Genomic DNA, 24,001 nt, shown 5'->3' on the forward strand with positions numbered 1-24,001 from the left:
GACACTAGGCTGTCACAGCATGAGTTTAGTTTTGTATTAACTTAAACCAAAACCCAAAAACGAGCATGGCCAACGCAACATCACTCAGAGGATTCGCTACTTTGAATTTCTATGCAGCCGATCTGGATGCCGCAAAAAGCTGGTATTCAGAAGTATTTGAAATGCAACCCTATTTCGAAAGGCCGGGCTATATCGAGTTCCGTGTGGGTGATTATGAGCACGAAATCGGCATTATCGATGCCAAATGGGCTCCACCGGGGGCTGCCGGCACACCCGCGGGAGCGATCATCTACTGGCATGTAGACGATGTAGAAGGCGCGTACAACAGATTGCTCGAACTAGGTGGTACGAGTTATCAGCCGGTAACTACGCGGGGCGAAGGTTTTGTGACGGCTTCGGTGGTGGACCCGTTCGGCAACATCTTGGGTGTAATGTTCAACAAGCATTATCTATCGATCATCCATGGAAACTAAAAACGGCATCGAAGCGATTCCAGCGCCCGGCAATAAGGAATGGCGCGACTGGCTGGCGGAAAACGGCAAAAAGAAAGATGCCGTTTTCCTGATCATTTACCACAAAGACAGCCCCACCCCGAGCATCGGCTACAAAGAATCGATCGAACACGCATTGTGCTACGGCTGGATCGACAGCAAGGCCATCAAACGCGACGCGGAGAGTTTTTACCTCACATTCACGAAACGCAACCCGAAAAGCAAATGGAGCACCGTGAACAAGGAACGCGCCGCAAGGATGACCAAGGCAGGCCTGATGCGCGCCGAAGGTCAGAAGATGATCAACCTGGCGAAGGAAACCGGCGCCTGGGATGCCCTGGAAACCGCAGGTAATGCAGTAGTGCCCGACGATTTGCAAAAGGCATTCGACGGTAATCCAACGGCATTTGAAAACTTCGGGAAGTTTGCGCCATCTTCCAAACGGCTGATCCTGGAATGGATTTTGAATGCCAAAGACCGGAGACGCGCGAAAAACGCATTGCTCAGTCGGTAGAAATGGCCGCGCGCAATGAACGTGCCAACCATCCGCGCTAACCTTGCGTAATACCGCGCCTGTAAATACATGCACACATGGGAGCTATCAAAAAGTCCGAATACCAGTTCAAACCCGTCGACCGCAAGACCTGGCCCGATCTCGAAAAGCTTTTCGAAGGAAAGGGCGGCCCGAAATACTGCTGGTGCATGGTCTGGCGCGAGCTGGACGCCTCACTGCGCAACGACAACAAAGCCAAGAAAAGCGCATTGAAAAGCCAGGTCGATCATAAAATCCCGATCGGTCTTATCGGCTACCACGGCGAGGAGCCCATAGCCTGGTGCTCAGTAGGCCCGCGCGAGAGCTTCCGCGACCTCGGCGGTGACAGCGACCTTGAAAACGTGTGGTCGATCACCTGCTTTTTTATCCGCAAAGAGCACCGCAAGCAGCGCCTCACCGAACAGATGATCACCGAGGCGACGCGTTACGCCAAAAAACGGGGCGCCAAGCACGTGGAAGCCTACCCCGTCGCCCCCGATTCGCCGAGTTACCGTTTCATGGGATTCAAGCCGCTATTCGAAAAAATGGGGTTCGATTATCGACATAAAGCCGGCTCGCGGCGGTATGTGATGGTGTCCGATGTCTGAAATTTCCCCTTACCACGGAAACTTTTCGAGCCGGTTGATACCTTTGCTAACCAGTTGCGCATTCGTTCGCGACCATTGCAACCAACTTTTGACGCCCAGACTTCACCATTACATTCACCATGCCTGAACCACAACTCACCGGCCTCCAAAAACGCGCTTCGAAATACATTAACAAAGCCTTTTCCTACCAAATGCGGCCAGGCGTGGTGATTGAGGGCTATTTTTCCGGCTTCGACCCAAACTCGATCGACCGTGCGGTGATACAGCTGTCGAATGCGGCTGATAAAACGACGCTGCCTTTGATGACGGTTTTGAATTATTTTGAGGGGGATGAGGAGATGGAGTTGTGATTTTGCGGGATTGCAAATTTGTGTGCCGTTTGAAAATCGGATTAGGTAAGCGCAATTTTCTTTTTCTACCTTACGCGCCAACACCTAATCTATCCGATCTTCATCATGCAAACCGCACTATCAATGCCTGTTATCGCACTACCACCACTCCGGCTTCCCGAGGCCACCAGTGCCGATCAGATCGCCGATTACTTCATGGCATTCGCGAATGCAACCGGCAGTCTGATAACCAATATGAAGCTGCAAAAGCTTGTTTTCTACACGCAAGCCTGGCACATCGCTGTTTTCAATCAAGAAATTTTTGAGGAAGACTTTCAGGCCTGGATTCACGGGCCTGTGGTGCCGTCGCTTTATGAGCGATATAAATCATTTCAATGGAGGCCTATTATTAGGGATGATCTAAACGAGGGTTCACTACGAACATTGGAGAATGCATTTTCGACGAGCATGCAAGAGATTCTTGCCGACATAATCATTGAATACTTCTACAAAGATGCCTTCGCGCTGGAACAAAGCACACATAGCGAAGCGCCGTGGCGGATCGCTCGCGGTGGCGTTGCCGCTGATGAGCCTTCTACGAATGTTATTGACAAGAAAACTATACACGACTATTATTCTCAATTTGTGAAATCGGATGGCCAAGAATTTCAATCCTCCCAAGGTTTGTAAACACACCAAGCATATCAATGCATCTTTAACACGCGAAAACACTCACAACGACCTAGTTAAACTCTCCTTCAAATATCTGGATGTGGAACACGAGGTTTTCATCTTTCAAAACAAGGAGACCGCCTACTTCAACAGCCTCATTCATAGGTTAAAACATATTTGTTGTCTTAAATGCAAGGAGTTGAAATATCCAACAGTGAAAGCGTTACGGAACCATTTCATCCGTTGGGGCGATACTTCACAGAAATGTTTTGGCTTGCCGAATGAGGAGCAATTGGTGGAGCAACCATTTCAATTCAGCGTATCTGCCAATGAACATGGGCGGGTGATCGGGTTCTTTATTGAAACAACTTTTTATGTGGTTTGGCTGGATGTGGAGCATCGCACGTACGGCTGAATTATCTGTGTTATCAATCTTCAACCACACGCTGAATACAACTCTGCTATTATCACACATTGAAAACAAGCTGGTAACAGTTCAAAAGTATCCAAACGCAGTGCACAGCGGGTTTGTGCATTTCGAAATTGCGATCGCGCGGCGCAGCAACATTCTGCGTTAGAACTTTGGCTAAAATTTGGAATATCAGGCAAATAACCTATTTTTGTAACTAATTTCCAGTTACACACTATATAGCATGAGTCAAATTGAAAAGTTGCTAGCTCGTTTCCGCAGCAAACCGAAAGATCTCCTCTGGAAGGAATTGACATTAATTCTGAGATTCTACGGCTACGAGGAAATTGCTTCAGGGAAAACAGGTGGTTCCAGAGTAAAATTTGCGCATTGTCAAAGGCGAATCATCTCCCTACACAAGCCTCATCCTACCCCTATTGTTAAGTCATATGTGATTGAACAGATCATCACAACACTAAAAGAAAATGGAAAAATCAAGAATGATTAACTCACTATCGTACAACGGATTTACGGCGAATATACATTATAGCCCTGTGGATGAAGTGTTTTTCGGAAAGTTGATTGCTGTCAATGATCTTGTGACTTTCGAGGGAACGTCTGTGGACGAACTGAAACAAAGTATGAAAGAAGCCGTCGACGATTACATCGAAACTTGTAAGGCTTTGGGCAAGTCGCCCGAAAAGTCTTACAAAGGTGTTTTTAATGTTCGGGTTTCTTCTGATCTGCACAAGAAAATTGCATTGCTTGCTTCGCAATACGATGTCACTTTGAACGATTTCGTGAAGTCTGTTTTACAGTACGCTTCATCGCATCAGGAATTGGGTGATGAGGTGTTTGGGCTCAGGTAAGGACCGGCCGGAGGCCTGCGAATAGTTAGCGCGAAGCTCCCGCTTCGCGCCATGGTTGTTGCTTTCTTTATTTTCCTCCGCTACCCTTCCCCAACGGCACCTGCGCCGTAGTCCGCAGGTACGCAATCAATTCCGTAACCTCCTTCTCCGACAAATTTTCCAACAACCCCGTCGGCATCATCGATGAGGGAGTTACTTCCCGGGTTTGAATGTCTGATTTGTTGATCAAAACAGCGTCCTGGCCTACAATGCGTAGGGTGAGCTGCCGGTCGGTTTCCTTTGCAACGTTACCTACATACGTGCGCCCGTCGCGGGTGGTGATGACGACCATTTTGTAGTCGTCCTGGATTTCGCCGCTGGGGTCGAGGATGTTGCCGAGGAGGTAGTCCAGGTTGGCGCGGTTGGAGCCGGTGAGCTCCGGACCGATGATGCCGCCTTCGCCGTAGAGTTTATGGCAAGGCGCGCAGGTGCGCTGGAATACGAGGCGACCACTGGTTTTGCTGGCGTCGGCTACGGCCTTGTCACTGAGCAGGGTGCGGTATTTTTTGTAGGCCTTTTCATCGAATGCGACGTGGTCTATCGGTCCCCATACTTCCACGAAACCACTGCCGACCACGCGGCGGAGCTGGCGGGCGACGTAGGTAGGGACGTCTTTTTTAGGGATCACATTCTTTGAAATGGCCTGGGTAAGGAGCCAGCCGGATTTCGGGCGGGAGGCCAGGGTTTGCACGGCTTCGGATTTTTCCGATGCATTGAATTTCGGATAGGCGTCGATGAGTTGCTTGGCCAAGGGCTCCCTGTCATAACCGGCCACGGCGCGAATAGCTTCGAGGCGCAATGCATTGTCGTTCAGCAATGCAGGAAGCTCGGCAGCGAGTTCAGGGCGCTGGCGGGCGGCGAGGGATTGTAAGGCTTTTTTGCGCTCATCCAATGCAGATGATTTATTCTTCAATGTAGCTAATGCGGTTTTGGCAGATTCGGTGTCGCCGAAGTGACGGCCGAGATCGGCGGAGAGGTTGGCCGTGGGCTTGTCAGCTTGTTTCAGTTTGGCGTAAACTGCGGTCCAGTTTTCGGGTGTTTTAATGTCGGTGCGGCCTTCCAAACCATCGCGCATGCCAGTGAGAATGTCGACGCGGTTCGCGCTTGATTTGCCTACGGTTGCTACTAATGTATTGATCTGATCCGCATCTACCAGCCTACGAGCGATGAATTGGGTTACCATCGGAATTTTGCTCGTTGCAGCCAGTTCCAATGCTTTGGCAGCATTATCCTTCACCAACGGCTCCAATCCGAACCAGATCATTTTGGGCAAATTATGGTCCTGGGTATCTTCCGCATGGGCTGTCAAACCTTTGATAATGCTCCATTTTACTTCCGCGTCGAGGCGCTGCAATGCCGAGGCCAGGTACAGGCGCACGACAGGCGACGGGTCGTTAGCCGCCATTTGTGCAAACTGACTAGTGATTTCCGCGCCAGGCTGCGCATCCTCGCACAGGAACTGGACCGCCCATGCACGTACATGCGCATCCGCGTCTGTGAGTGCTTTTGCTAATGCCGCATTATTCAGATTATCGGTCACTTTCAATGCCCACATGGCGCGGAGGCGGTTGTCGGAGTTGTCTTTGGATTGGTATAATGCGTTGAGTTTTTGAACGGCGTCGGATGCTATTTTGCCATTGGCCGCCCGGCTCTGCAAAATGACGCGCGCACGGCGGGCATGCCATTCGCTTTTACTGGTTTGCAATGCGGCAAGGTCGGCGTCGCTGAGTTTGTTGAGATCGTCATAGCGGCCTTTCCAGTTTTCAGCGAGGGAGCTTTTGGGCATTACCCTGAAAATCCGGCCGGTTTCGGAGTTGAGCACGTCGGAACCGCAAATGTCGGCGTCATGCCAGTCGAGAATGTACATGCCGCCCTCCGGCCCTATTTCCATACTGAAACCGACCCATTGCGCATTGTTGGCCATCAGGAAATCGTCGCTGTGCTTGCCGGAAAAGCCGGAGCCTTTGGGTACCAACTGATCGGAAAGAATGCCGTGCTCATGAATGTTGGCCATGAATATCTTGCCGCGCTCCGAGGCGGGGAATGCGTCGGAGAGGTAAATGCGCGCGCCGCCATGCGCCGAGCGGTGGCTGTGGTCGGCGATGGTTTTGATATCATTATACACATACGGATTGAAATGCTGCCCGCCTTGCCGGTGGTAAATGCCGCCCGGCACGACGTACCATAAATGCGGGATCACGCAAGCGGTAATGAACAGCTGGCCTTTGGCATCATAATCAATGCCCCACGGATTGCTGAAACCGTGTGCTACCACTTCAAATTTCCGTTTCGTAGGATGGTACCGCCACACGCCGCCATTGATATCGACGCCGTCCTCGACTTCGATGTTCTCCGGAAATGCATCGTTATGTTTATATAATTTGCCTTTTCCAACCGGTTTACCCACTTTCGACGGTGTCGCGAAGCCCTGTAAACCGTATAGCCAGCCATCCGGTCCCCAGTGGAAGCTGTTGAGCGTTTCGTGCCGGTCGCGGATACCCCAGCCGGTAAGACGAACTTCGATATCGTCCATATCAGCCTTGTCGTCGCCATTTTTATCAGGTACAAAAAGGAGGTTAGGCGGCGCCCCTACGAACACACCTCCAAAGCCGACCGCCAATGCAGCCGGAAATGCAACGCCTTCCATGAATACCTTCTTATTATCGGCCACGCCGTCGTGATCGGTATCTTCGAGAATGAGAATGCGGCTGGTACCGTTGTTGGAAAAGCCTTTTCCGCGCGACTCGTAATCCTTATTTTCTGCGATCCACATCCGCCCGCGGTCGTCCCAGCAGAATGCCATCGGCTGGGTCATCATCGGTTCGGAAGCGAATGCATTCACCTGGTAACCATCCTTCACGGTCATCGCGGCCACCGCTTCCTGGGCGCTGAGGAATTTGGCTTCCCTACCCTCTTTTTGCGCCAATGCCCAGAGCGCCGTAGTGTTATACTGCCCGGTGTTACCAATGAATTCTCCGAATGTTTTATTCAATTCCACATCCTTAAAATCACCGGTATAAACCACCAGCTCATGCTTGATGATCTCGGTTTCACCCTTTTTGATATGCCAGTCGCCCTTGCGTGCACGCGCCGGACCCGCGCCCAGCTGTCCGTCCACGCGCCAGGTCTGCGGATAACCTTTATTACCCGGATGATCAAGAATGGCAATGTGAGCGAGGTCGTTGCGGCCCGGCACTTGCATACCGATATCCACCCACATCGCAGCCTGGCCTTCCGCTTTTTCGTTCTTCTGGCGGGCCGCGTTCACGACCTCACCCTTGATACCTTCTTTCCATGGCATGCGCACAAACAGGCCGCCGTAATCGTATTTGCCAATTGTCACATCGGTTTTCGCCTCGCCGTTCCATTCCAGGTCGAGGAGATATTTGCCATCTTTCACGCGCATCGACCAGTTTTGGGTTTCGGTTAATACGGCCGCGCCGGTAGAATCGAGCAGGTCGTAGACGGTCTGCCATTTCACTTCGGTACCTTTCGCTTCGACTACGCTCGCGGACACTTTCTTCCAGTAACCATCTGTCGGATGGTGAAAATAATCGCGGCCATTTACACGGGTATAGCCCCAGTAAATGCCGGTCTGATGCTTATGGTGCCCGGGGCTGTATTCGGTGAGGACGCCCTTACCGTCGGGGGCGACGATCGGGTGCAGGTACGGGCGGAAATCAGGTTTTGCATTCTGCGTCAATATCGGTTGGCTCTCGCTGCCGCGGAAAATACTGATTGTTTCGCCTTTGGCATCCTGAACGGCACGCATAGGCGTATCGGCGGAATGAAGCGGCCCGTAATCCGATGCAGGCAGTTTAGGTTCTTCTTCAAATCCAAATAATACAAAAACAAACAGCAGCGGTAGCAACCTGAGCAAGTTCATGAGCAGAAGTCCTGGGTTTTAGGATTAAAATCGGATCGCGTATCAACATCCCGATATGCCGACATAAGTAAAATATGACGCCGAATTACTCTAAATTTCATGTTCCCGCCAGGTTACTTCTTTTGGATTGAAAGAAAATAATTAACTTTAGGGTATTGTTGCCTCCCATCAACAGCCTCGCCATGACATCCTTCAAACTCTTGATAATCTTCATCATGATCACCATGATGCAGCACCACGGGATCATCTACCGAACGGGCACGAAACGCCCCAGGCTCCTCAACCGCCAAACAAAGGAAGAGCGCATCAGGCCGATACCCGCAAACATGCTTGGCACCTGGCGCATTTCGGGCGTGAGTACGACGCAACAGGGCGTTATCCGGCCCGACGGCCAGCCTGTGACGCAATATGACCAGAGTGAGAAGCATAATATGCTGATTTCTTTCTTCCCGGACAGCACTTTCACAAGAGTGGGCACCGAGGGAGAATACGCGACCGGCAAATGGGATTTCGATTCCACTGCCCGCACCATTTTCCTCACTTCGAACCGCAAAACCGAAGAAATAGGCGTGTTTTTCTCCTATGCCGATAATGGCATGCGGCTGATCAACTTCGAGTTTTCGCCGACCGAGAGTGTTTCATTAACCGAGTACGGCCACAAACTGCTGCGTTTCCAGGACGATCCCTATTTTGAGAAAAACAACTGGTGGCGCATTAAACCCGAACGGTCCGAGAACGATGTACAGATCCGCGCGAGGCTGCTCAACTACCTCGCACACACAGCCTCCATTCTCAGCAGCGCGCAGATCAGGGAGCAGGATTATATTTCAATGGAATTTTCGCAGGGTATTGTGAGGCTTTACAATGTAGGAGTAGGTGTGGTAAAAAAAGATAAAATCCCCGCGACGTGGATCAGCTCCTTCTACTCGCCCAAAGAAGCGCATAAGGCTTATGATATGTTTGAAGATTACCTGTTCACCGGCAAGCATAAGAAATACCAAAGCGGTAACTGGGTGCGGGATGATCACCACATTCTTGTGGATATCCATAATGGAATGAGGAAGAAATAGCATACGATTCGAAGGCCTCCGGCCGGTCGGTACCGCGAAAACGATGAGCGTCTTTCGGTACTGACCGGCCGGAGGCCTTCAAATAGTAGGTACGAAGCAGAGCTTCGCACCATTACAAAATATAGAACTTCTCTGGCTCGAACGCCTGCGGTACGGTCTTGTCACGCATCATCTGCTTCAAATCACGTTCGATATTCCGCGAAATGGACAATACCGGCGTGTCGGTAGGCTTGTTTTCGAACGGGTCCTGCAAATGGATAGCCATTTTTTCGATCAGGAAAAAACATGCGGTAATCACCACGAGCACAGGCACCATCAGGAAGCCGAACAACTGAACGAGCCCGAAAGGCAACAAGAGGATAAAGAAGTGCAATGCCAGATGAATGTACAAGCTGTATGTCGCTGGAAACACGGTGTTCTTGATCCGCTCCGACTTACCCATGTGGTCGCACAGGCGTGTGAGCGTCTGGTCCAGCTCCACTTGCTGATACGGATTCACCCAGCCTTGTTTCAATGCATTATTCAGGTCACGGGCATGCAGCTGCACAAGCCCGACGTGCTTGTTATCGAAATCTTTGAGATATTCCAGTTCCTCTTCCGACACAAACTTGCTGATCATCGGCATCGGGTCGTCGCGGCGCAGGCCTTTACCCAATGCATAACACCAGGCGATCTGCCGCTTGATCATCCGCTTCTTAAAGCCGTCGATCCGGTCCGGGTCCAGTGGGTCCTCCATCAGGGAAAGGATCTGCCTTGCAAATGTCCGGGAGTCGTTCACGATAGCGCCCCAAATGATGCGGGCCTCCCACCAGCGATCGTATGCCTGGTTGGAGCGGAATGCGAGCAGCAGCGAAATAATCGTCCCCAGTACGCTGTGTACCGTCATCGGGATCGAAATGTTGGTAATATGGAAGTTCTGGTAGATGACCTCGATAGCGATACCGTAGATCGTCACAAACAGGATCTCATATTTGATTTTACCAAAAATATAGCGGATAGGGATATTCTTTTTGAGAAGCATAGTTCACTGATATTTACCTGTTTCACAATCTCATAGTCAAACCAAAATGCCCTACCGGTAGCTGTCGGCCAGCGATGAAGCGCGCACCATATCGGCGTTGATCATCGTATAGCCCGTCTTTTTCAGCACCGGCATTGCTTCCAGACTGCTCCTGGTCAGTTTGGGGATGCCATATTGCTCGGAATAGGCAATGAAATCGGTTTCGTAGTATTCCAGGAAGTTTTTCAACAGCGCCAGTTTGTTGCCGTAGAAAAAGTCGATCTTGATGCTGCTCAGCTCGGGGTAGGTATCTTTCAGCATCTGACATTCCTGCCAGAACTCCTCCGGAACGAGTTCATATTCCTTTTCGCGGTAGGTCGAAAAGAGCAGGTCCTGGATGTCGTCAGCCACGTGGAAAAGGTGTGTAAAGATCACGCGCACCTCGTCGCGGATGTCCCTCACGATGGCTTCGGCGATCTGGATTCCTTCATTTGTAAAGTCCGTAGGTATCACCACTGTTCTCATATAAATGCCGTCTTTTTAGTTAACAATGCCTTGATAATCAATTAACAATGCAATGTTACGGCTGAGAAATTAGCCCTGATTAAGAGCTGCATTATAATGTAGTGAGAGACTTATTAGAATGAAATAAGAATGTTAAAATGAAATAAGAGGCCCTAAAAATACTTGTAAGGCAGGTAGGTTGTGAAGCGCGTCCCCTCGCCTACGCGGCTGTGCACGTCGGCCTTGCCCTGGTGCATGCGTATGATATTGTGTGTCAGCGGTAAACCGATCCCGTACCCTTTGTATGGTGCCGTGTTGGAAGCCCTGAAAAACGGTACGAAAATCTGCCCGATTTCGCGGTCGGGGATACCGATACCCTGGTCGGTGATATCCACGATCACATATTTGCTATCGGCGCTGATCTTGACGGTCACCGGCTTGTTGTCGGAATATTTGCAACTATTAAGAACGATATTGGAAAATGCGGCTTTCAGCAATGCGAGGTTGCCGTTCACTGTAAGCTTGCATTCATCCTCCGGCAGGTTATCAAAGTCGATAGCCACTTGATTCTCAGGAATAATGCGGTCGGCGGCTTCTTTTACCGAAAGGATAAGCTCATCGATGCGTACTTCTTCCCATTGCTCCTTTTTGCCGTCAAAACCCGTTTGCGCGAGACTCAACATGCTGTTAGTGAGATGCTCCAACTTTCCCACTTCCTTGTAAATATTCAAAAACGACTCCTTCGCGCCATCCGGCAGACCTGGCATGGACATGCCCAGCTCTGCTTCACCACTTACGATCGTCAGCGGCGTGCGGAACTCGTGTGAAGCATTGCTCACGAAATTGTTCTGCATTTCAAAAGTAATTTCGAGCCTGTCGAGCATATCGTTGAAAGTCCTCGAAAGCGCTTCCACGTCATCGTCTGTGGGATCTACTACCAGGCGCTGGTGCAGGTTATGGGCATTAATCCCCTTCACATTCCGGATAATGCGGCGGATCGGTTTGAAAATTTCGTTCGAAAAGAGCTTGCCAAATGTGAATACAAACACCATCGCAATGAAAAACCCGATCAGCAGCACGTGTTTCAGATTCCCCATTTCCTGCATTCCGTAAGTATCCAGCGCCGACGATACCACCATTAACTTCTTGTTGTCGCGCGCCACGCGCAGCACCACATACGAGGTATCGCGGTTGAAATACCTGACGGGAACATCGCTCTGTGCTGCTTCATAAAAGGAGGAAGGCAGGGAAAGCCGTTTTCGGGTCGCTTCGTCGGGCGGATCGGGCAAAATGCGGTGCTTCTCATAAGGCAGGCTGCCGAGGTGCCGCTCTTTAATATCGTAGTAAATAGATGTAAGCGACTTGTTCTCCTGCAACGCGGCGTGACCCACGATATCCGACCGCACTTCGAGCCGGTGGAAGAAGCTGGCGGAAATGCTTTCAGACGCGAAAAAATAAACGAACGCACTCAATGCGAGGATGATACCCGCGCACAACGCCGTAAAAATCAGCGCAATCTTATTTTGTATCTTCATACGACTGACGTACCACATACCCCATACCGAAAACAGTGTGTATCAATTTGATATCGTAATTCTTATCGATTTTTTTCCGGAGGTAATTGATATACACATCCACCACATTCGTCCCGAGATTGAAATTGATATCCCACACATTTTCGAGGATTTCCATCCTGTTCAACACGCGGTTGGTATTGGAAAGAAGGTATTCTAAAAGACGGAATTCGGTAGCAGTGAGCTCGATCGACTGGCCTCCGCGTTTAACAGTCTTCGTTACCTTGTCGAGCACGAGGTCTCCCAGGGTCAGTATTTTATCGTTTTTCTCCTTTTCGGGCTCTTTGCCGCGGCGGATGAGCGTCCGGAGCCTGGCTTCGAGTTCGGCGAGTTTGAAGGGCTTGGTCATATAGTCGTCAGCACCGGCGTCGAGGCCCGACACGATGTTCTCCGTCGTTCCGAGGGCAGTCAGCATTAAAATCGGCGTCGTTACCTGCGCCTGACGTGCGCGGCGGCACACTTCCATGCCGTTGATGATCGGGATCATCAAATCCAGAATTACTACATCAAACTGGTGTTGCAGAACCATTTGCAAACCCGACTGCCCGTCCATGGCGATTGTAATCTCATGGCCGTTGGCCGTAAGACTGCGCTGGATCAGGGATATCACGTTAGGCTCATCTTCAATGAGCAATAGCTTCATGGGTAGCTTGGAAAACGGCATTGCAATAGAGGTTTTAAATGGTAAGGTATAAAAAAACCGCGTGGCAATTCATTTTTCCAACATTTACGTTAGTCAAGCCATTTCAATCGGAAGTGATTAATACTAAATTGTAAGAATTTTTACACACAACGTTCCACCACCTTGAATATACTTTTACCAAACACCCTTAACAGCCTGAAAATCTGCGCAAAAAACATGTTCCTGTGCGCGGTAGTCGTGCTTTTGGCCATGTTCGATGCGAGTGCCGCCGACTTTAAAGTGATCCTCACCGGCAACACGGCCGACTTTGAAAATGCCGCCGATATTTTCCCCGTCATCGAAAGCTACCTGGCCACCAAACCCGGCCCGGTCCTTTGGGTATTCAACGGCGATGCCTTCCCGGAACCAATGACCATCGACCAGGTGACCGACTGGAAAAGAAAGGCCAATGCACTGCTCGACCGCAACCCGGAGCTGCATATGCTCCTCAACCAGGGCGACCGCGAGTGGCTCGGCTCCGGCAAGGACGGCTGGCAGCGGGTAATGGCATTTGAGAAAGCACTTGATCATGAAAAACATGCGCGTTTTCAGGTATTCCTTGGCCACGGCTGCCCCGGCCCGTGGACTGTCTCTTTCCCGATGCTCGAAGTGGTGGTAATCAATTCGCAATGGTGGAACCACCCGCACGACAAACCCAGGCCCTCTTCCGACGCCTGTACCATTGCCGATACCGATAATTTTGTGGAAGAACTCGAAGGCATTCTCGACGAAACAACAGACAAAAATGTACTGCTGCTCTCCCATTTCCCGGTTGAATCGCTGGGAAATTATGGCGGAAGGTTTTCCGCGGCTTCCTATTTCTCGCCTCCGCTGGTCGGCAATGCATTAGTCGGCTTCCGGCAGAATGTCGGGACAAGTCGCGACATTTCAAATACCAACCTCGGGCCATTCCGGTATAAACTGAATGGTGTTTTGCAGGATTACGGCTCGGTAATCCTGGCGTCCGCGCATGAGCGGAACCAGTCGATCATGCGGCGTGGCAACAATTTTTTCATCAACAGCGGCGGAATTGCCGGCGGCGCATTCATTGCCCATGGTTCCAAAGCTGCATTAACCTCATCATCAGCAGGTTTTGTTGAAATAAATTATACTTCCAATGGAAAAATAAGCTATCAACATTGGCTGGTGAACGGGAACCAGGTTTCCAAAAAAGAAGAAGGTCAACTTTTCCAATCGGCTTGCGAAAATGCAGGTAAGGGCATTACAAATACACTTTTCCAGCCCTGCAACCCGGTCATCAAGCCATCCGACAAAATGGATACGCCCCGCACCGAGCCGACGACCGTCGCCGCAGGCAGCGAATACGCGAGCAAACGTTTCAAGGAAAAATGGTTTGGAAAGCATTACCGCGATTCGTGGACGGTGCCCGTAAAGGCCCCCTACCTCGATATGGATACTACTTTCGGCGGACTCGTGATCGCCGGAAAGGGCGGCGGCCGGCAGACGACCTCCCTTAAACTTATTGCTGGCAATGGCAAAGAATACGTGTTCCGCTCGGTAGACAAGGACCCTTTCCGCGCGCTCGCCTACGAGCTGCGCGGGACCGTCGTTTCGCAGGTCCTCAAAGACCAGACATCTACACAGCAACCGTACGGCGCGATGACCGTAGCCCCGCTGCTCGACAAAATCGGCATTCTGCACGCTAGTCCGGAGCTCTTTGTATTGCCCAAAGACAACAAGCTCGGTGCATTCAAGGAACAATATGGAAATCTGTTCGGCATGCTCGAAGAAAGGCCGACCGATAAAATCGGGAAAGCCAAAGTATTTGCCGGTGCCAAAGACATCGAAAAGAGTTTTAAACTATTTAACAAACTCTACCACGACCACGACAACCGCGTGGACCAACGCGAATTTGCCCGCGCCCGCATGTTCGACCTCTGGATCGGCGATTGGAGCAAGCACGAAGACAACTGGAAATGGGCCGGCTACAAAACCGCCGACGGTGAAGTATATCGCCCCATCCCGCGAGACCGCGACCACGCATTTTCGCGCTGGGACGGCATTATCCCCTGGCTCGCCGACCGCGAATGGGGTATGCCCAATGGCGAGAACTTCGCCGAACGCATCCACGGGCTCCGCAGCCTCATGTGGCAAGCCCGCCACCTCGACCGCTTCGTAGGCAGTGAGCTAAGCAAGGCGGATTGGGTTAATGCAGCCAAAGAAATTCAGGAAGCTATCAAAATGCAGGACATTACCGCGGCGGTGCACAATATGCCTGCTGCAATCTATGATAAGGATGGTCGCGAAATCGAACGAAAACTGAAAGCCCGTATCGGCGACTTGCAAAAATATGCGGCTGAATATTACGCGCTACTGGCAAAGGAAGTGGATGTTGTGGGCTCCAACAAAGCCGAATATTTTAAGGTAATGCGGGAAGCGAATGGCCAGGTACGGGTAAATGTTTACAATGTTTCAAAACAAAACCGGCAGGCCGATACAGCTAAGATTTACTATCAGCGCGTTTTCGACCCTTCCGAAACCCGGGAAATCAGGCTGAACGGGCTCGGCGGCGACGATGTTTTCGATGTTCAGGGAAAATCGGAACAGTCGATTCTCGTGCGGATTATCAGCGGCGGTGGAGATGACTATATTTCCGACCAATCCGAAGTCCGTAAGGGCGGCAAACAAACGCTCATTTACGAAAAAGACCCCAACCCGCATCATGAACTCGGCTCCGAAGCGCGCGAAGTAAAGCCCACCGACGAGCGCTACTACGAATACGACCGCAATGCATTCAAATACAATACTTACCTGCCCGTTGCATTGCTCAACTACAACCCTTTTACCGGCTTTGCCGTCCATGGCGGCATTACATTCACCCGCCAGCGTTTCGGCAAGCCCGATTTTGCGTCGAAGCATTCACTCGGTGCGTCGGTAAGCGTGAAGGGGAATTATGAGTTCAGTTACAGCAACCAGTTCAGGCAGTTATGGGGCAAATGGGACGGTATTTCGCAGGTTTCACTCTCGCGGCCGCTCAACTACAACTTCTTCTTTGGAGTAGGAAACAACACGCCCAAAAACAACGACCTGCCCTCGAATTACTACCGTACCCAATACAACTCTTTTGCGGTATCGGCGGGCCTACTACGTCAGTTCTGGAAACAGAGCAAAATCGAGATCGGCGCCAGCTACGAGCTCGCAGAAGGCATTCAAAGAAACAACAGCTACCTCGCCGACCACCCGGAAATTTTCGGCAACGAACAGCTGCATTTAATCTTCGCAAAAGGTATCCTGAACCTCGATTTCCGCGATCGCGCCGCATTACCCGAGCGCGGCTTCCGCGTACAGGTGACGCAGCAGGCCGGCCACGTTTCCCAATCAAAGAACGACCTGGCTTCTATTTCAGAGCTTGAAATCGAGCAGTACCTGTCGACGCACCGCAAAAATCCGCTCACGCTCGGCCTTCGCCTGGGCGGCGGCATTGCCAAAGGCCAGTTACCCTTTTACAAACTGTTTTCGCTGGGCCAGCTCAACGACCTCCGCGGTTTCAAACGCAACCGCTTTACCGGCGAATCGAAAGGTTTCCTCAATACCGAGCTCCGCTGGCAGCTCACCGAGACGAGGAACACGTTCGTCCCGCTCAAAATGGGCGTACGGGCATTTTATGATGTGGGAAGGGTGTGGGCCAAAAACGACCCGGGCAGCGCCGACTACTGGCACCAGGGCTACGGCGGCGGGTTTTATATTACCCCGTTCCGCGAGCAGTTTGCATTCAATATCAGTGCAGGAACCTCGAAAGAAGAATCGCTTTTGCTTATGATCTCCATCGGAAGTTTTTTCAGATAAAAACTGGGGCGAACCTCCGGGTTCGCTCCCGCTATTACAAGGCCTCTGGCCGGCGCGACAGCACTAGCGCTTCCGCTTCCGGTTCTCTACATAATCCTTCACAGCCTCCCGCGAGGTATACCACACGTTCCCCTCCTTATAGGCATCGATCTTACCCTGCCGTGCCAGCAGGCTCACATACTCCTGCCCGTAAGGCACTCCCGGCTCCTCCACAATGCGCACAATCGGCTCATATTCATTATCATATCCCGGCAATGCATTCAGGTAAATGTTAAGACTCCGCTCCAAAGCCTGCGTCATCAAAAGCCCAAGCTTCTGGTACGACCCATTATTGGCCTGGTTCAAAGCGTCATAATATTTCTTCCGGTCATTTTTCAGGATAATCGCCGGCGGAAACCCCGCACGCATCAGCAGCAAATTCATAGCCAACCGCACCGTACGGCCATTACCATCGAAAAAAGGATGTATCCAAACCAGCCGGTGATGAAAAATCGTTGCCAACACCACATCATTCAAGCCCATCGGATTCGAATTCGTAAATTCGATCAGCTCATCCAGCATATCCGGCACTTTCCGTGCATTCGGCGGCACAAAGTTCGCGCCCGCGATACGCACGCCCCCATTGCGCACGCGCCCCGCAAAATCGTCCTCGATCGACCGCAGTACCAACCCGTGCAACGAAAGGATATCGATACTCCGCATGGAATACCCGGGACTCACCAGGCCATACAGGTATTGAATGGCCTTCTCATGGTTATGCGCCTCGAAATGCTCCCGCAGCGACTTCCCCTGAATGGTAATGCCCTCCTGCAAAACCAGCTGTGTTTCCCGCAAGCTGAGCGTGTTGCCCTCGATACTGTTGCTATTGTAAGTCCATTCCAAAGCCAGCCCTTCCCGGATTTTCGAAAGCGCGGACGCAGGAATCGGTCGGCTGCTTTTTATCCGGTCGCGTTTTTCATACAGCCTGGCGATGAAAGGCTGCAATTCATACATGTCGATTAGGTTGATCTCAAACATGCCACTAATATCGGCATTGCCATTCATAATCCCTATCCGATATTAAGAAATCAGCCACAAAAAAAAGGGAGAAAATATCCTCCCTTTTTAAAACCATCAATCAATCTTAACCGAACCCCATGAGGTTCAATCACTTACTTCGTAGTTACACTTTTCAATTGGAGGCCTACGATAGCAGCTTTCTGAGCTGCGCTACGGTTGTTGGTGTCAGGCGTATTTTTCACTTTTTGTGGTGCCGGGCTGTCCAGAACTGGTGCGGAAGCAGGCAATGTATTGTTAACAACAGCCACTTTGGCTTTTTCTTCAACTGTATATGTAGAATTGTTGTTGGCGTAAGCTGCGCTAGTTAATGCTACCAAAGCAACGGCTAGCAGGTTTTTTGCATTTTTCATTGGTAATAGTGTTTTGTGTTTTGCTTGTGTTCTTGATCGTATTTCGAGTACAAATATAATACAATTCTTTGAAAACAAACGTTCAACACATTGGACTATATAACAATACAAAGTTCGCCCAGAGCATTCTGAGGCGTTATTACTATGAATTATATATAACTATTCAAAGATTCGAAAATAAAAAATGACCGATTTTACGATTTCCGGATCAGATAAGATTTGGCACCGGACACCCGCTTTATTACCTTATTGTTAACAGGCATTAAACACCTCTATATTATTTCAGATCAGTTACTGAAAACCAAATTATATTCGGACAGGATTCTACCAATACCAAAAATGACCGAAGAATTAGCCCGCGAAAAGCAAAAAGCACGAAATTTTTTCAAAAAAATTTTAAAAAAATTTTCTACGGATTGATTATCCGGTCAAATTCACCGGCATCCGGGCTGATCGAACGGTTCCGAGTGCGGTAAATCGAGGGTTGCCGGGGCGGGAAGTCTGGACAAAAATGACCATCTTTGCAGCCCTCAAAACGGATCGACAACAGACACACCGGTCGCCCACAAGCGGCAGCGGGAAATGAGATTATGAAAGTTTGCATTGCGGAAAAACCCAGCGTAGCCAAAGATATTGCAGCAGTGATCGGCGCCAGCCAGCGCCGCGATGGCTACTACGAGGGCAATGGCTACCAGGTTACCTGGACTTTCGGCCATTTCTGCACGTTAAAAGAACCCCACGACTACACCGAGCGCTGGAAATCATGGCGCCTGGAAGAGCTGCCCATGATTCCGTCCAGTTTTGGTATCAAGCTGATCGATAATGAAGGTGCCATGCGGCAGTTCGGGGTGATCGAGAACCTGGTGCGTAACTGCGAGGAAGTGATCAACTGCGGTGATGCCGGCCAGGAAGGCGAGCTCATTCAGCGTTGGGTACTCCTGAAAGCCAAATGCAACGTGCCCGTCAAGCGGTTATGGATTTCATCATTGACTGAACAAGCGATCCGCGAGGGTTTCGACAAACTCCGCGAGGGAAGCCAATACGACAACCTTTACGCAGCGGGCAGCGCACGCGCCATCGGCGACTGGCTGCTGGGAATGAATGCGACGCGCCTTTTTACCAAGAAATTCGGCGGCGGAAAGGCCGTACTTTCTATCGGCCGGGTGCAAACCCCTACCCTGGCATTGATCGTCCAGCGGCAGAAGGAAATCGATGCATTCGTTTCGGAAGAGTATTGGGAACTGAAAACCATTTACCGCGAGACGGAGTTTACGGCGACGATCGATCGCATTAAGAATGTAGAGAAAGCCAACAAAGGCCTGGCGTACCTGCAACAGCACGATTTTGAAATAACCTCATTTGAAAAAAAGGAAGGCAAAGAAGGAAATCCGCGACTTTTCGACCTCACTTCCCTTCAAGTAGAAGCCAATAAAAAGTACGGCTATTCGGCGGAGGACACCTTGAAACACATTCAAAACCTCTACGAAAAGAAATTCGTTACTTACCCTCGTGTCGATACCACTTATCTTTCGGAGGATTTACACCCGAAAGTCGAAGGCATTCTCCGCGAGCTGACTTATTACAGCCAGTTTACGGCTCCGCTTCTGGCCAATTTACCCATACCGAAATCGAAGAATGTGTTCGACGATAAAAAGGTAACCGATCACCACGCCATTATCCCCACCGGCGTGCTCCCCGTGCACATCAGTCAGGACGAAAAGCGCATTTATGACCTGATCGCCCGACGCTTCATCGCGGTTTTTTACCCGGAATGTAAAGTATCCAACACTACCGTGCTAGGAATGGTCGGGCAAGTGGAATTCAAGGCCACAGGCAAGCAAATCCTCGAACTGGGCTGGCGGGAGCTATATGTGAATGATACTGCGCAGAAGAAGGAAGTCGAAGAGGAGAAAGTCATGCCGATTTTCGAGGTCGGCGAACGCGGCCCGCACGAACCCCGCGTACACCAGGGCAAAACCTCCCCGCCGAAAGCCTACACCGAAGCCACGCTGCTCCGTGCGATGGAAACCGCCGGTAAGCAGGTCGAAGACGAGGAAATGCGCGAAATCATGAAGGATAACGGCATCGGCCGGCCTTCGACACGCGCTAATATCATCGAGACGCTCTTCAAGCGCAAATACATCGAGAAAAAGAAAAAGAATGTGTTCGCGACGCAAACCGGCGTCGACCTGATCGACACCATTCAGAACGAGCTGCTCAAAAGCGCCGAACTTACCGGTCACTGGGAACGCAAGCTCCGCCTGATCGAAAAAGGCGAATACGCGATGGACACTTTCAAACAGGAGCTGATCGAGATGGTAGTGAAGCTGACGCACGAGGTCAGGAATGAACGGGCGCGGTCCATTACCATTATGGAAGAAGCGCCGGTTATTGAAAAAGAGGAAAAGCCCAAAAAAGAACGCAAGCCGCGCGAGCCCAAGGAAGAGGTTTCGATTGAAACCCTTACCTGTCCCAAATGCAAGGAGCATTTGCTCAAAAAAGGTAAAACAGCTTACGGATGCAGTAATTTCCAGGCTTGCGGTTTTAAAATACCATTTGAATTCCTGGGCAAAAAACTGACCGACAAACACATTTTCGACCTGCTCAGTAAAGGCAAGACCGCCAAAATCAAAGGCCTCCAGATTCCCGGCAGCCCCGACCCTATCGATGCCCGGCTGGTGATGAACGGCGACTTCAATTTTGAAGTCGGCTAACGCTACATAGGGCTGTTGGTCGTCTCTACATAAGGCAGATGAAACGTAATGCCCGAAATCTGGCAAAGCGCCAGAAACTCCGACAAATTGGGCATTACGCCCTGGTTAAGGATTTTTTCAGACGATTTACGTGAAATACCCGCCTCTTCCAGCGCGTCGATCAGGCTGATTCCTTTCACTTTTACAATCTCCTTGATGTCGTCGACCAATTCCCTGGCGCGCGCTTCAAATACTGTCGTTTCCATTTGTTGATGATGTTTGGTTTTGAGCTGAAAAGAACAAAACCGTGCCAGGCATTTGCAGACATGCAGCCACGTAATACGCATGGCCTGACATTTGCTTTGTGAAAAATGAGTATGATTAATCCTCCCACATCCTTGAATGAAAACCGCTGTCCGGCAGTTTTCAAACTAAAATACCTTTAACTATTAAAAATTATGAACAACTATCATCAACATGCCGGCACATTTAAAATCGGTGGAGAAATTGAGATCAACCGGCTCGGTTATGGCGGCATGCAGCTCACCGGCCAGGGTGTCTGGGGCGACGCACCGGACCGCGAGAATGCGAAAAAAGTCCTTCGCGCAGCCGTGGACGCCGGCGTGAATTTCATCGACACGGCCGACTCCTACGGCCCGCATACCAATGAAACGCTCATCGCCGACGCGCTTTTCCCGTATCCCGACAACCTGCTTATCGCCACAAAAGGCGGCTTCGACCGCACCGGCCCGAACCAATGGCGTGTCAATGGCAACCCGGAGCACATTCGGCAGGCGATCGACGGCAGCCTTCAACGACTGAAAAAAGATGTGATCGACCTGTGGCAATTGCACCGCATCGACTCGCGCTTTCCGGTGGAAGAAACGCTCGGGCCGGTGGTAGACGCTGTAAAAGCCGGCAAAATCCGTTTCGTGGGGTTATCGGAAGTAGATGTGGAGCAGGTCAAACGGGCGGAAAAGACGGTGCCGATCGTGTCGGTTCAAAATCTGTATAATCTGGGTAACCGGCAATGGGAAGATGTGCTGGATTACACGGTCCAGCGCGGAATGGCATTCATCCCCTGGTACCCGCTGGCTTCCGGTCCTGAAAAGTTGAAAAATAAGATCGCCGACATTGCCGAAAAGCACGAGGCTACAACCGCCCAGATCGCGTTGGCATGGCTGGTAAAACGCGCCCCGAATATCCTGCTCATCCCGGGAACGGGTTCAGTGAAGCATCTGGAAGAAAATTTGCAGGGAGGCACTATCCAGCTGTCCGACGAGGATTTCAAAGCATTGTCCTGATCATGAACGACTATCAAAACAAAGTAGTGATCGTAACCGGTGCCGGAAACGGCATCGGGAGCGTCGTGGCTTCGCATTATGCACGCGTGGGCGCAGCCGTGGCGCTATGGGACCGCGATGCCGACGGCCTGAGAACCGTTCAGGAAGCATTAGAAAAAGAAGGTCTCAAAGCCGTTTCCCGTGTCATTGATCTCACCAATCCCGATGAAATAGTCAGGGGCATCGACGCAGTGAAAGAATCACTTGGAAGAATTGATGTGCTGATCAACAATGCAGGGTTAGGTCGTACCAAATCTCCTTACGATCTGCCTGTCGATGACTGGGATTATGTTTTGAATACCAATTTGCGGGGTACATTTCTATGCGCGCGGGAAGCTGCGAAGGTCATGCGCACACAAGGCAGGGGCGCGATCGTGAACATTGCGTCCACGCGGGCGCTTATGTCCGAGCCCAACACGGAGGCGTACGCGGCTTCGAAAGGAGGCATTCTCGCATTGACACACGCATTGGCCATTTCGCTCGGCCCCGACCGCATTATGGTCAACGCCATTAGCCCCGGCTGGATCGAAACGGGCGATTACAGCCAGCTGAAAGCCTCCGATCACGCGCAGCACCCGGCCGGCCGCGTCGGTAAGCAGGACGATATTGCCAGGGCATGCCTCTACCTCACCGATCCGGAGAACGATTTCATTACCGGCGCCAACCTGATCATCGACGGCGGTATGACGCGCAAAATGATTTATGAGGAATAGCTACTTCTCGATCTTTTTCAGCTCGCTATCGAGGAAAGTCCTGGGCAGCCATTTGGTACCGATCATCACACCTTCGATGGTTTTGGTATTACCAATATTTTCCAGCGGATTGGCAGCCAGCAATACGAGGTCGGACACATTACCGGCTTTAATCGAGCCTGAATTAGGTTTGTTCAGATAACTCGCCACATTTACAGTACCTGTTCTCAATGCCTCGTACGGCGTCAGTCCGGCGTCTACGAGGTATTTTAGTTCATGGTGGGTCGCGAAGCCGGGCACATTCAGTACCTGAGGTGCGTCGCAGCCGAGCATCAGCTGCACGCCGCCTTTCTGGCACGCGAGGATCAGTTTGCGGCGGATGTTCACGAATGCTTCCGCCCGCTCTTTGTTGAATTTGGGATTATTGACGTAGCTGCTCTTCGCATTCAGCCAGTTCTTCTTCTCGTCGGCGGTCATGTATTTCAGCTCCGGATCGTTTTCGTAAGCTGAGGCCGGTAGTGGCGACAGCCAGCGCTCGGCGATCGCCTGCGTAGGTACGACGCGGATGTTTTTGTCCTTCAAACCTTTGATGAGCTTCGGAATGCGGGTAGTATCGGCCGCATAGGCGATCCACGTGCCGAAAAGACCGGTTTCCTGCTCTGCGAGCGTGTCGGTACCGGGCACAATGGCTTCCACAAATCCATCGAGATGGTCGATGGAGGAATAACCCGCGTCGATGGCCGCCCACACGCCCACGGCGAATGAAACGTGGCCGACCATGCCGATACCGAGCTCTTTGGAAGTTTTGGCAATGCCGGGGAACGTTTCTTTCGTCAATCCGGGAAGCAGTTTCAGGTAATCGTAACCTGCCGCCTTTTCTTCCTTCACCATTTCAATGCCCCGCGCGGCGGTTTTCACGGTTTGTCCGCTGAATGCCGGGCCGGTAGTGTAGAAATTCGGTCCCAGCACCTCCCCGCTCCGCACCTTTTCGCGCAGCTCGAGGTGTTTGGAATTGCCTAGCATTCCGCGGATGGTGGTAATGCCGTTCGCCAGATATAATGTAAGCACATCCTTCATCGGCCCGAAGTCCTCGATCGCCGGGACGTGTGCATGCATTTCCGACCAGCCGGGCACAAGGTATTTACCTTTGGCATCCACCACAAGCGCATTACCGGCAGTTTTTGCATTGGTACCAATCGAAACAATCTTACCGTTCCTGACCACCACTGTCTGGTCTTTCAAAACCGTCTCGCGGTCCATCGGGATCACATTCACCGATTTGAAAACGATATCACGATCGACATTGCTTACGGGGCCTTGCGCGAAACCCGTCTGGGCGCACATCAACCCCAAAATGAAAATCAGCCTGCGTACCATAGTTTGTGAAGTGTT

General features: G+C 51.1%; 22 protein-coding genes. 13 read left to right on the top strand and 9 right to left on the bottom strand.

The features are described 5' to 3' along the window. Positions 1-65: 65 nt before the first annotated feature. The 8 genes from BLQ88_RS02765 to BLQ88_RS02800 all read left to right on the top strand — a co-directional run bounded on the left by BLQ88_RS02765 (position 66) and on the right by BLQ88_RS02800 (position 3,910). Positions 66-473, top strand: a complete 408-nt coding sequence (locus BLQ88_RS02765) for a VOC family protein (protein WP_090146506.1) — start codon at positions 66-68, stop codon at positions 471-473. Next, positions 463-1,005 (top strand): YdeI/OmpD-associated family protein, encoded by a 543-nt coding sequence (locus BLQ88_RS02770; RefSeq protein ID WP_229212548.1) that lies wholly within the window; start codon positions 463-465, stop codon positions 1,003-1,005. The genes BLQ88_RS02765 and BLQ88_RS02770 overlap by 11 nt, the downstream gene beginning before the upstream one ends. A gap of 77 nt (positions 1,006-1,082) precedes the next feature. Continuing rightward, entirely contained in the window at positions 1,083-1,631 is a 549-nt protein-coding gene (locus BLQ88_RS02775; RefSeq protein WP_090146507.1) for a GNAT family N-acetyltransferase, read from the top strand. Between the two features lie 119 nt (positions 1,632-1,750). Continuing rightward, the gene (locus BLQ88_RS02780) at positions 1,751-1,981 is read left to right on the top strand and encodes a hypothetical protein (RefSeq protein ID WP_090146509.1); all 231 of its coding nucleotides are present in this window, start codon (positions 1,751-1,753) and stop codon (positions 1,979-1,981) included. Between the two features lie 105 nt (positions 1,982-2,086). Further along, complete coding sequence (locus BLQ88_RS02785; RefSeq protein WP_218132882.1) at positions 2,087-2,650, top strand: Panacea domain-containing protein; 564 nt, start codon at positions 2,087-2,089, stop codon at positions 2,648-2,650. Next, positions 2,616-3,047, top strand: coding sequence for a hypothetical protein (locus BLQ88_RS36990; protein ID WP_218132883.1), 432 nt, complete (start codon positions 2,616-2,618; stop codon positions 3,045-3,047). Before BLQ88_RS02785 ends, BLQ88_RS36990 begins: the two co-directional genes overlap by 35 nt. Positions 3,048-3,285: 238 nt before the next feature. Beyond that, on the top strand, positions 3,286-3,549 hold the full coding sequence (locus BLQ88_RS02795) for a type II toxin-antitoxin system HicA family toxin (protein WP_090146512.1): 264 nt from the start codon (positions 3,286-3,288) through the stop codon (positions 3,547-3,549). After that, a complete protein-coding gene (locus BLQ88_RS02800) occupies positions 3,542-3,910 on the top strand; it encodes a type II toxin-antitoxin system HicB family antitoxin (RefSeq protein WP_090147095.1) in 369 nt (122 codons plus the stop codon). Before BLQ88_RS02795 ends, BLQ88_RS02800 begins: the two co-directional genes overlap by 8 nt. Positions 3,911-3,977: 67 nt before the next feature. On the opposite strand, the gene BLQ88_RS02805 is transcribed toward BLQ88_RS02800, so the two are convergent. Continuing rightward, entirely contained in the window at positions 3,978-7,835 is a 3,858-nt protein-coding gene (locus tag BLQ88_RS02805; protein WP_090146514.1) for a PVC-type heme-binding CxxCH protein, read from the bottom strand. A gap of 182 nt (positions 7,836-8,017) precedes the next feature. Between BLQ88_RS02805 and BLQ88_RS02810 the strand changes: the two genes are divergently transcribed. After that, positions 8,018-8,905, top strand: coding sequence for a hypothetical protein (locus BLQ88_RS02810; protein ID WP_090146517.1), 888 nt, complete (start codon positions 8,018-8,020; stop codon positions 8,903-8,905). A 112-nt stretch (positions 8,906-9,017) separates the two neighbouring features. Here BLQ88_RS02810 and BLQ88_RS02815 read toward each other — a convergent pair whose 3' ends face one another. From BLQ88_RS02815 to BLQ88_RS02830, 4 genes are all read right to left on the bottom strand, one after another. Next, complete coding sequence (locus BLQ88_RS02815; protein WP_090146519.1) at positions 9,018-9,926, bottom strand: bestrophin family protein; 909 nt, start codon at positions 9,924-9,926, stop codon at positions 9,018-9,020. Between the two features lie 51 nt (positions 9,927-9,977). Then, complete coding sequence (locus BLQ88_RS02820; RefSeq protein WP_090146521.1) at positions 9,978-10,430, bottom strand: hypothetical protein; 453 nt, start codon at positions 10,428-10,430, stop codon at positions 9,978-9,980. Between the two features lie 152 nt (positions 10,431-10,582). Then, complete coding sequence (locus BLQ88_RS02825) at positions 10,583-11,944, bottom strand: HAMP domain-containing sensor histidine kinase (RefSeq protein ID WP_090146523.1); 1,362 nt, start codon at positions 11,942-11,944, stop codon at positions 10,583-10,585. After that, positions 11,928-12,626: a response regulator transcription factor gene (locus BLQ88_RS02830; RefSeq protein WP_090146525.1), complete on the bottom strand. Its 699-nt coding sequence runs from the start codon at positions 12,624-12,626 to the stop codon at positions 11,928-11,930. The genes BLQ88_RS02825 and BLQ88_RS02830 overlap by 17 nt, the downstream gene beginning before the upstream one ends. Positions 12,627-12,788: 162 nt before the next feature. Between BLQ88_RS02830 and BLQ88_RS02835 the strand changes: the two genes are divergently transcribed. Continuing rightward, positions 12,789-16,472, top strand: coding sequence for a BamA/TamA family outer membrane protein (locus tag BLQ88_RS02835; RefSeq protein WP_229212549.1), 3,684 nt, complete (start codon positions 12,789-12,791; stop codon positions 16,470-16,472). A gap of 63 nt (positions 16,473-16,535) precedes the next feature. Here the strand turns inward: BLQ88_RS02835 and BLQ88_RS02840 are convergent, their stop codons facing one another. Then, positions 16,536-17,465 (bottom strand): Fic family protein, encoded by a 930-nt coding sequence (locus tag BLQ88_RS02840; protein WP_229212550.1) that lies wholly within the window; start codon positions 17,463-17,465, stop codon positions 16,536-16,538. Positions 17,466-17,623: 158 nt separating this feature from the next. Continuing rightward, complete coding sequence (locus BLQ88_RS02845) at positions 17,624-17,881, bottom strand: hypothetical protein (RefSeq protein ID WP_090146527.1); 258 nt, start codon at positions 17,879-17,881, stop codon at positions 17,624-17,626. A gap of 590 nt (positions 17,882-18,471) precedes the next feature. Here BLQ88_RS02845 and BLQ88_RS02850 point away from each other — a divergent pair. After that, positions 18,472-20,595 (top strand): type IA DNA topoisomerase, encoded by a 2,124-nt coding sequence (locus tag BLQ88_RS02850; protein WP_090146528.1) that lies wholly within the window; start codon positions 18,472-18,474, stop codon positions 20,593-20,595. 2 nt (positions 20,596-20,597) lie between these two features. Here BLQ88_RS02850 and BLQ88_RS02855 read toward each other — a convergent pair whose 3' ends face one another. After that, complete coding sequence (locus tag BLQ88_RS02855; RefSeq protein ID WP_090147099.1) at positions 20,598-20,840, bottom strand: transcriptional regulator; 243 nt, start codon at positions 20,838-20,840, stop codon at positions 20,598-20,600. 192 nt (positions 20,841-21,032) lie between these two features. Here BLQ88_RS02855 and BLQ88_RS02860 point away from each other — a divergent pair, with 192 nt between their 5' ends. Then, positions 21,033-21,878 carry an aldo/keto reductase gene (locus BLQ88_RS02860; RefSeq protein WP_090146530.1) on the top strand — a complete coding sequence of 282 codons (846 nt, stop codon included), beginning with the start codon at positions 21,033-21,035 and terminating at the stop codon, positions 21,876-21,878. Between the two features lie 2 nt (positions 21,879-21,880). Continuing rightward, positions 21,881-22,630, top strand: coding sequence for an SDR family NAD(P)-dependent oxidoreductase (locus BLQ88_RS02865; protein ID WP_090146532.1), 750 nt, complete (start codon positions 21,881-21,883; stop codon positions 22,628-22,630). Here BLQ88_RS02865 and BLQ88_RS02870 read toward each other — a convergent pair whose 3' ends face one another. Next, the gene (locus BLQ88_RS02870; RefSeq protein ID WP_090146534.1) at positions 22,631-23,986 is read right to left on the bottom strand and encodes an amidohydrolase family protein; all 1,356 of its coding nucleotides are present in this window, start codon (positions 23,984-23,986) and stop codon (positions 22,631-22,633) included. It lies immediately after the preceding gene. Positions 23,987-24,001 lie beyond the last annotated feature (15 nt).

Source organism: Dyadobacter soli, from assembly GCF_900101885.1.
In the GTDB taxonomy this organism is placed as follows: domain Bacteria; phylum Bacteroidota; class Bacteroidia; order Cytophagales; family Spirosomataceae; genus Dyadobacter; species Dyadobacter soli.

Bases quoted from the DNA above. Each gene is read 5' to 3' on its own strand.
- BLQ88_RS02810 (WP_090146517.1), top strand. From the start codon at position 8,018: ATGACATCCTTCAAACTCTTGATAATCTTCATCATGATCACCATGATG.
- BLQ88_RS02845 (WP_090146527.1), bottom strand. From the start codon at position 17,881: ATGAAAAATGCAAAAAACCTGCTAGCCGTTGCTTTGGTAGCATTAACT.
- BLQ88_RS02805 (WP_090146514.1), bottom strand. From the start codon at position 7,835: ATGAACTTGCTCAGGTTGCTACCGCTGCTGTTTGTTTTTGTATTATTT.
- BLQ88_RS02860 (WP_090146530.1), top strand. From the start codon at position 21,033: ATGAACAACTATCATCAACATGCCGGCACATTTAAAATCGGTGGAGAA.
- BLQ88_RS02795 (WP_090146512.1), top strand. From the start codon at position 3,286: ATGAGTCAAATTGAAAAGTTGCTAGCTCGTTTCCGCAGCAAACCGAAA.
- BLQ88_RS02870 (WP_090146534.1), bottom strand. From the start codon at position 23,986: ATGGTACGCAGGCTGATTTTCATTTTGGGGTTGATGTGCGCCCAGACG.
- BLQ88_RS02770 (WP_229212548.1), top strand. From the start codon at position 463: ATGGAAACTAAAAACGGCATCGAAGCGATTCCAGCGCCCGGCAATAAG.
- BLQ88_RS02830 (WP_090146525.1), bottom strand. From the start codon at position 12,626: ATGAAGCTATTGCTCATTGAAGATGAGCCTAACGTGATATCCCTGATC.
- BLQ88_RS02840 (WP_229212550.1), bottom strand. From the start codon at position 17,465: ATGTATGAATTGCAGCCTTTCATCGCCAGGCTGTATGAAAAACGCGAC.
- BLQ88_RS02765 (WP_090146506.1), top strand. From the start codon at position 66: ATGGCCAACGCAACATCACTCAGAGGATTCGCTACTTTGAATTTCTAT.
- BLQ88_RS02865 (WP_090146532.1), top strand. From the start codon at position 21,881: ATGAACGACTATCAAAACAAAGTAGTGATCGTAACCGGTGCCGGAAAC.
- BLQ88_RS02820 (WP_090146521.1), bottom strand. From the start codon at position 10,430: ATGAGAACAGTGGTGATACCTACGGACTTTACAAATGAAGGAATCCAG.
- BLQ88_RS02775 (WP_090146507.1), top strand. From the start codon at position 1,083: ATGGGAGCTATCAAAAAGTCCGAATACCAGTTCAAACCCGTCGACCGC.
- BLQ88_RS36990 (WP_218132883.1), top strand. From the start codon at position 2,616: ATGGCCAAGAATTTCAATCCTCCCAAGGTTTGTAAACACACCAAGCAT.
- BLQ88_RS02800 (WP_090147095.1), top strand. From the start codon at position 3,542: ATGATTAACTCACTATCGTACAACGGATTTACGGCGAATATACATTAT.
- BLQ88_RS02850 (WP_090146528.1), top strand. From the start codon at position 18,472: ATGAAAGTTTGCATTGCGGAAAAACCCAGCGTAGCCAAAGATATTGCA.
- BLQ88_RS02780 (WP_090146509.1), top strand. From the start codon at position 1,751: ATGCCTGAACCACAACTCACCGGCCTCCAAAAACGCGCTTCGAAATAC.
- BLQ88_RS02855 (WP_090147099.1), bottom strand. From the start codon at position 20,840: ATGGAAACGACAGTATTTGAAGCGCGCGCCAGGGAATTGGTCGACGAC.
- BLQ88_RS02785 (WP_218132882.1), top strand. From the start codon at position 2,087: ATGCAAACCGCACTATCAATGCCTGTTATCGCACTACCACCACTCCGG.
- BLQ88_RS02825 (WP_090146523.1), bottom strand. From the start codon at position 11,944: ATGAAGATACAAAATAAGATTGCGCTGATTTTTACGGCGTTGTGCGCG.
- BLQ88_RS02815 (WP_090146519.1), bottom strand. From the start codon at position 9,926: ATGCTTCTCAAAAAGAATATCCCTATCCGCTATATTTTTGGTAAAATC.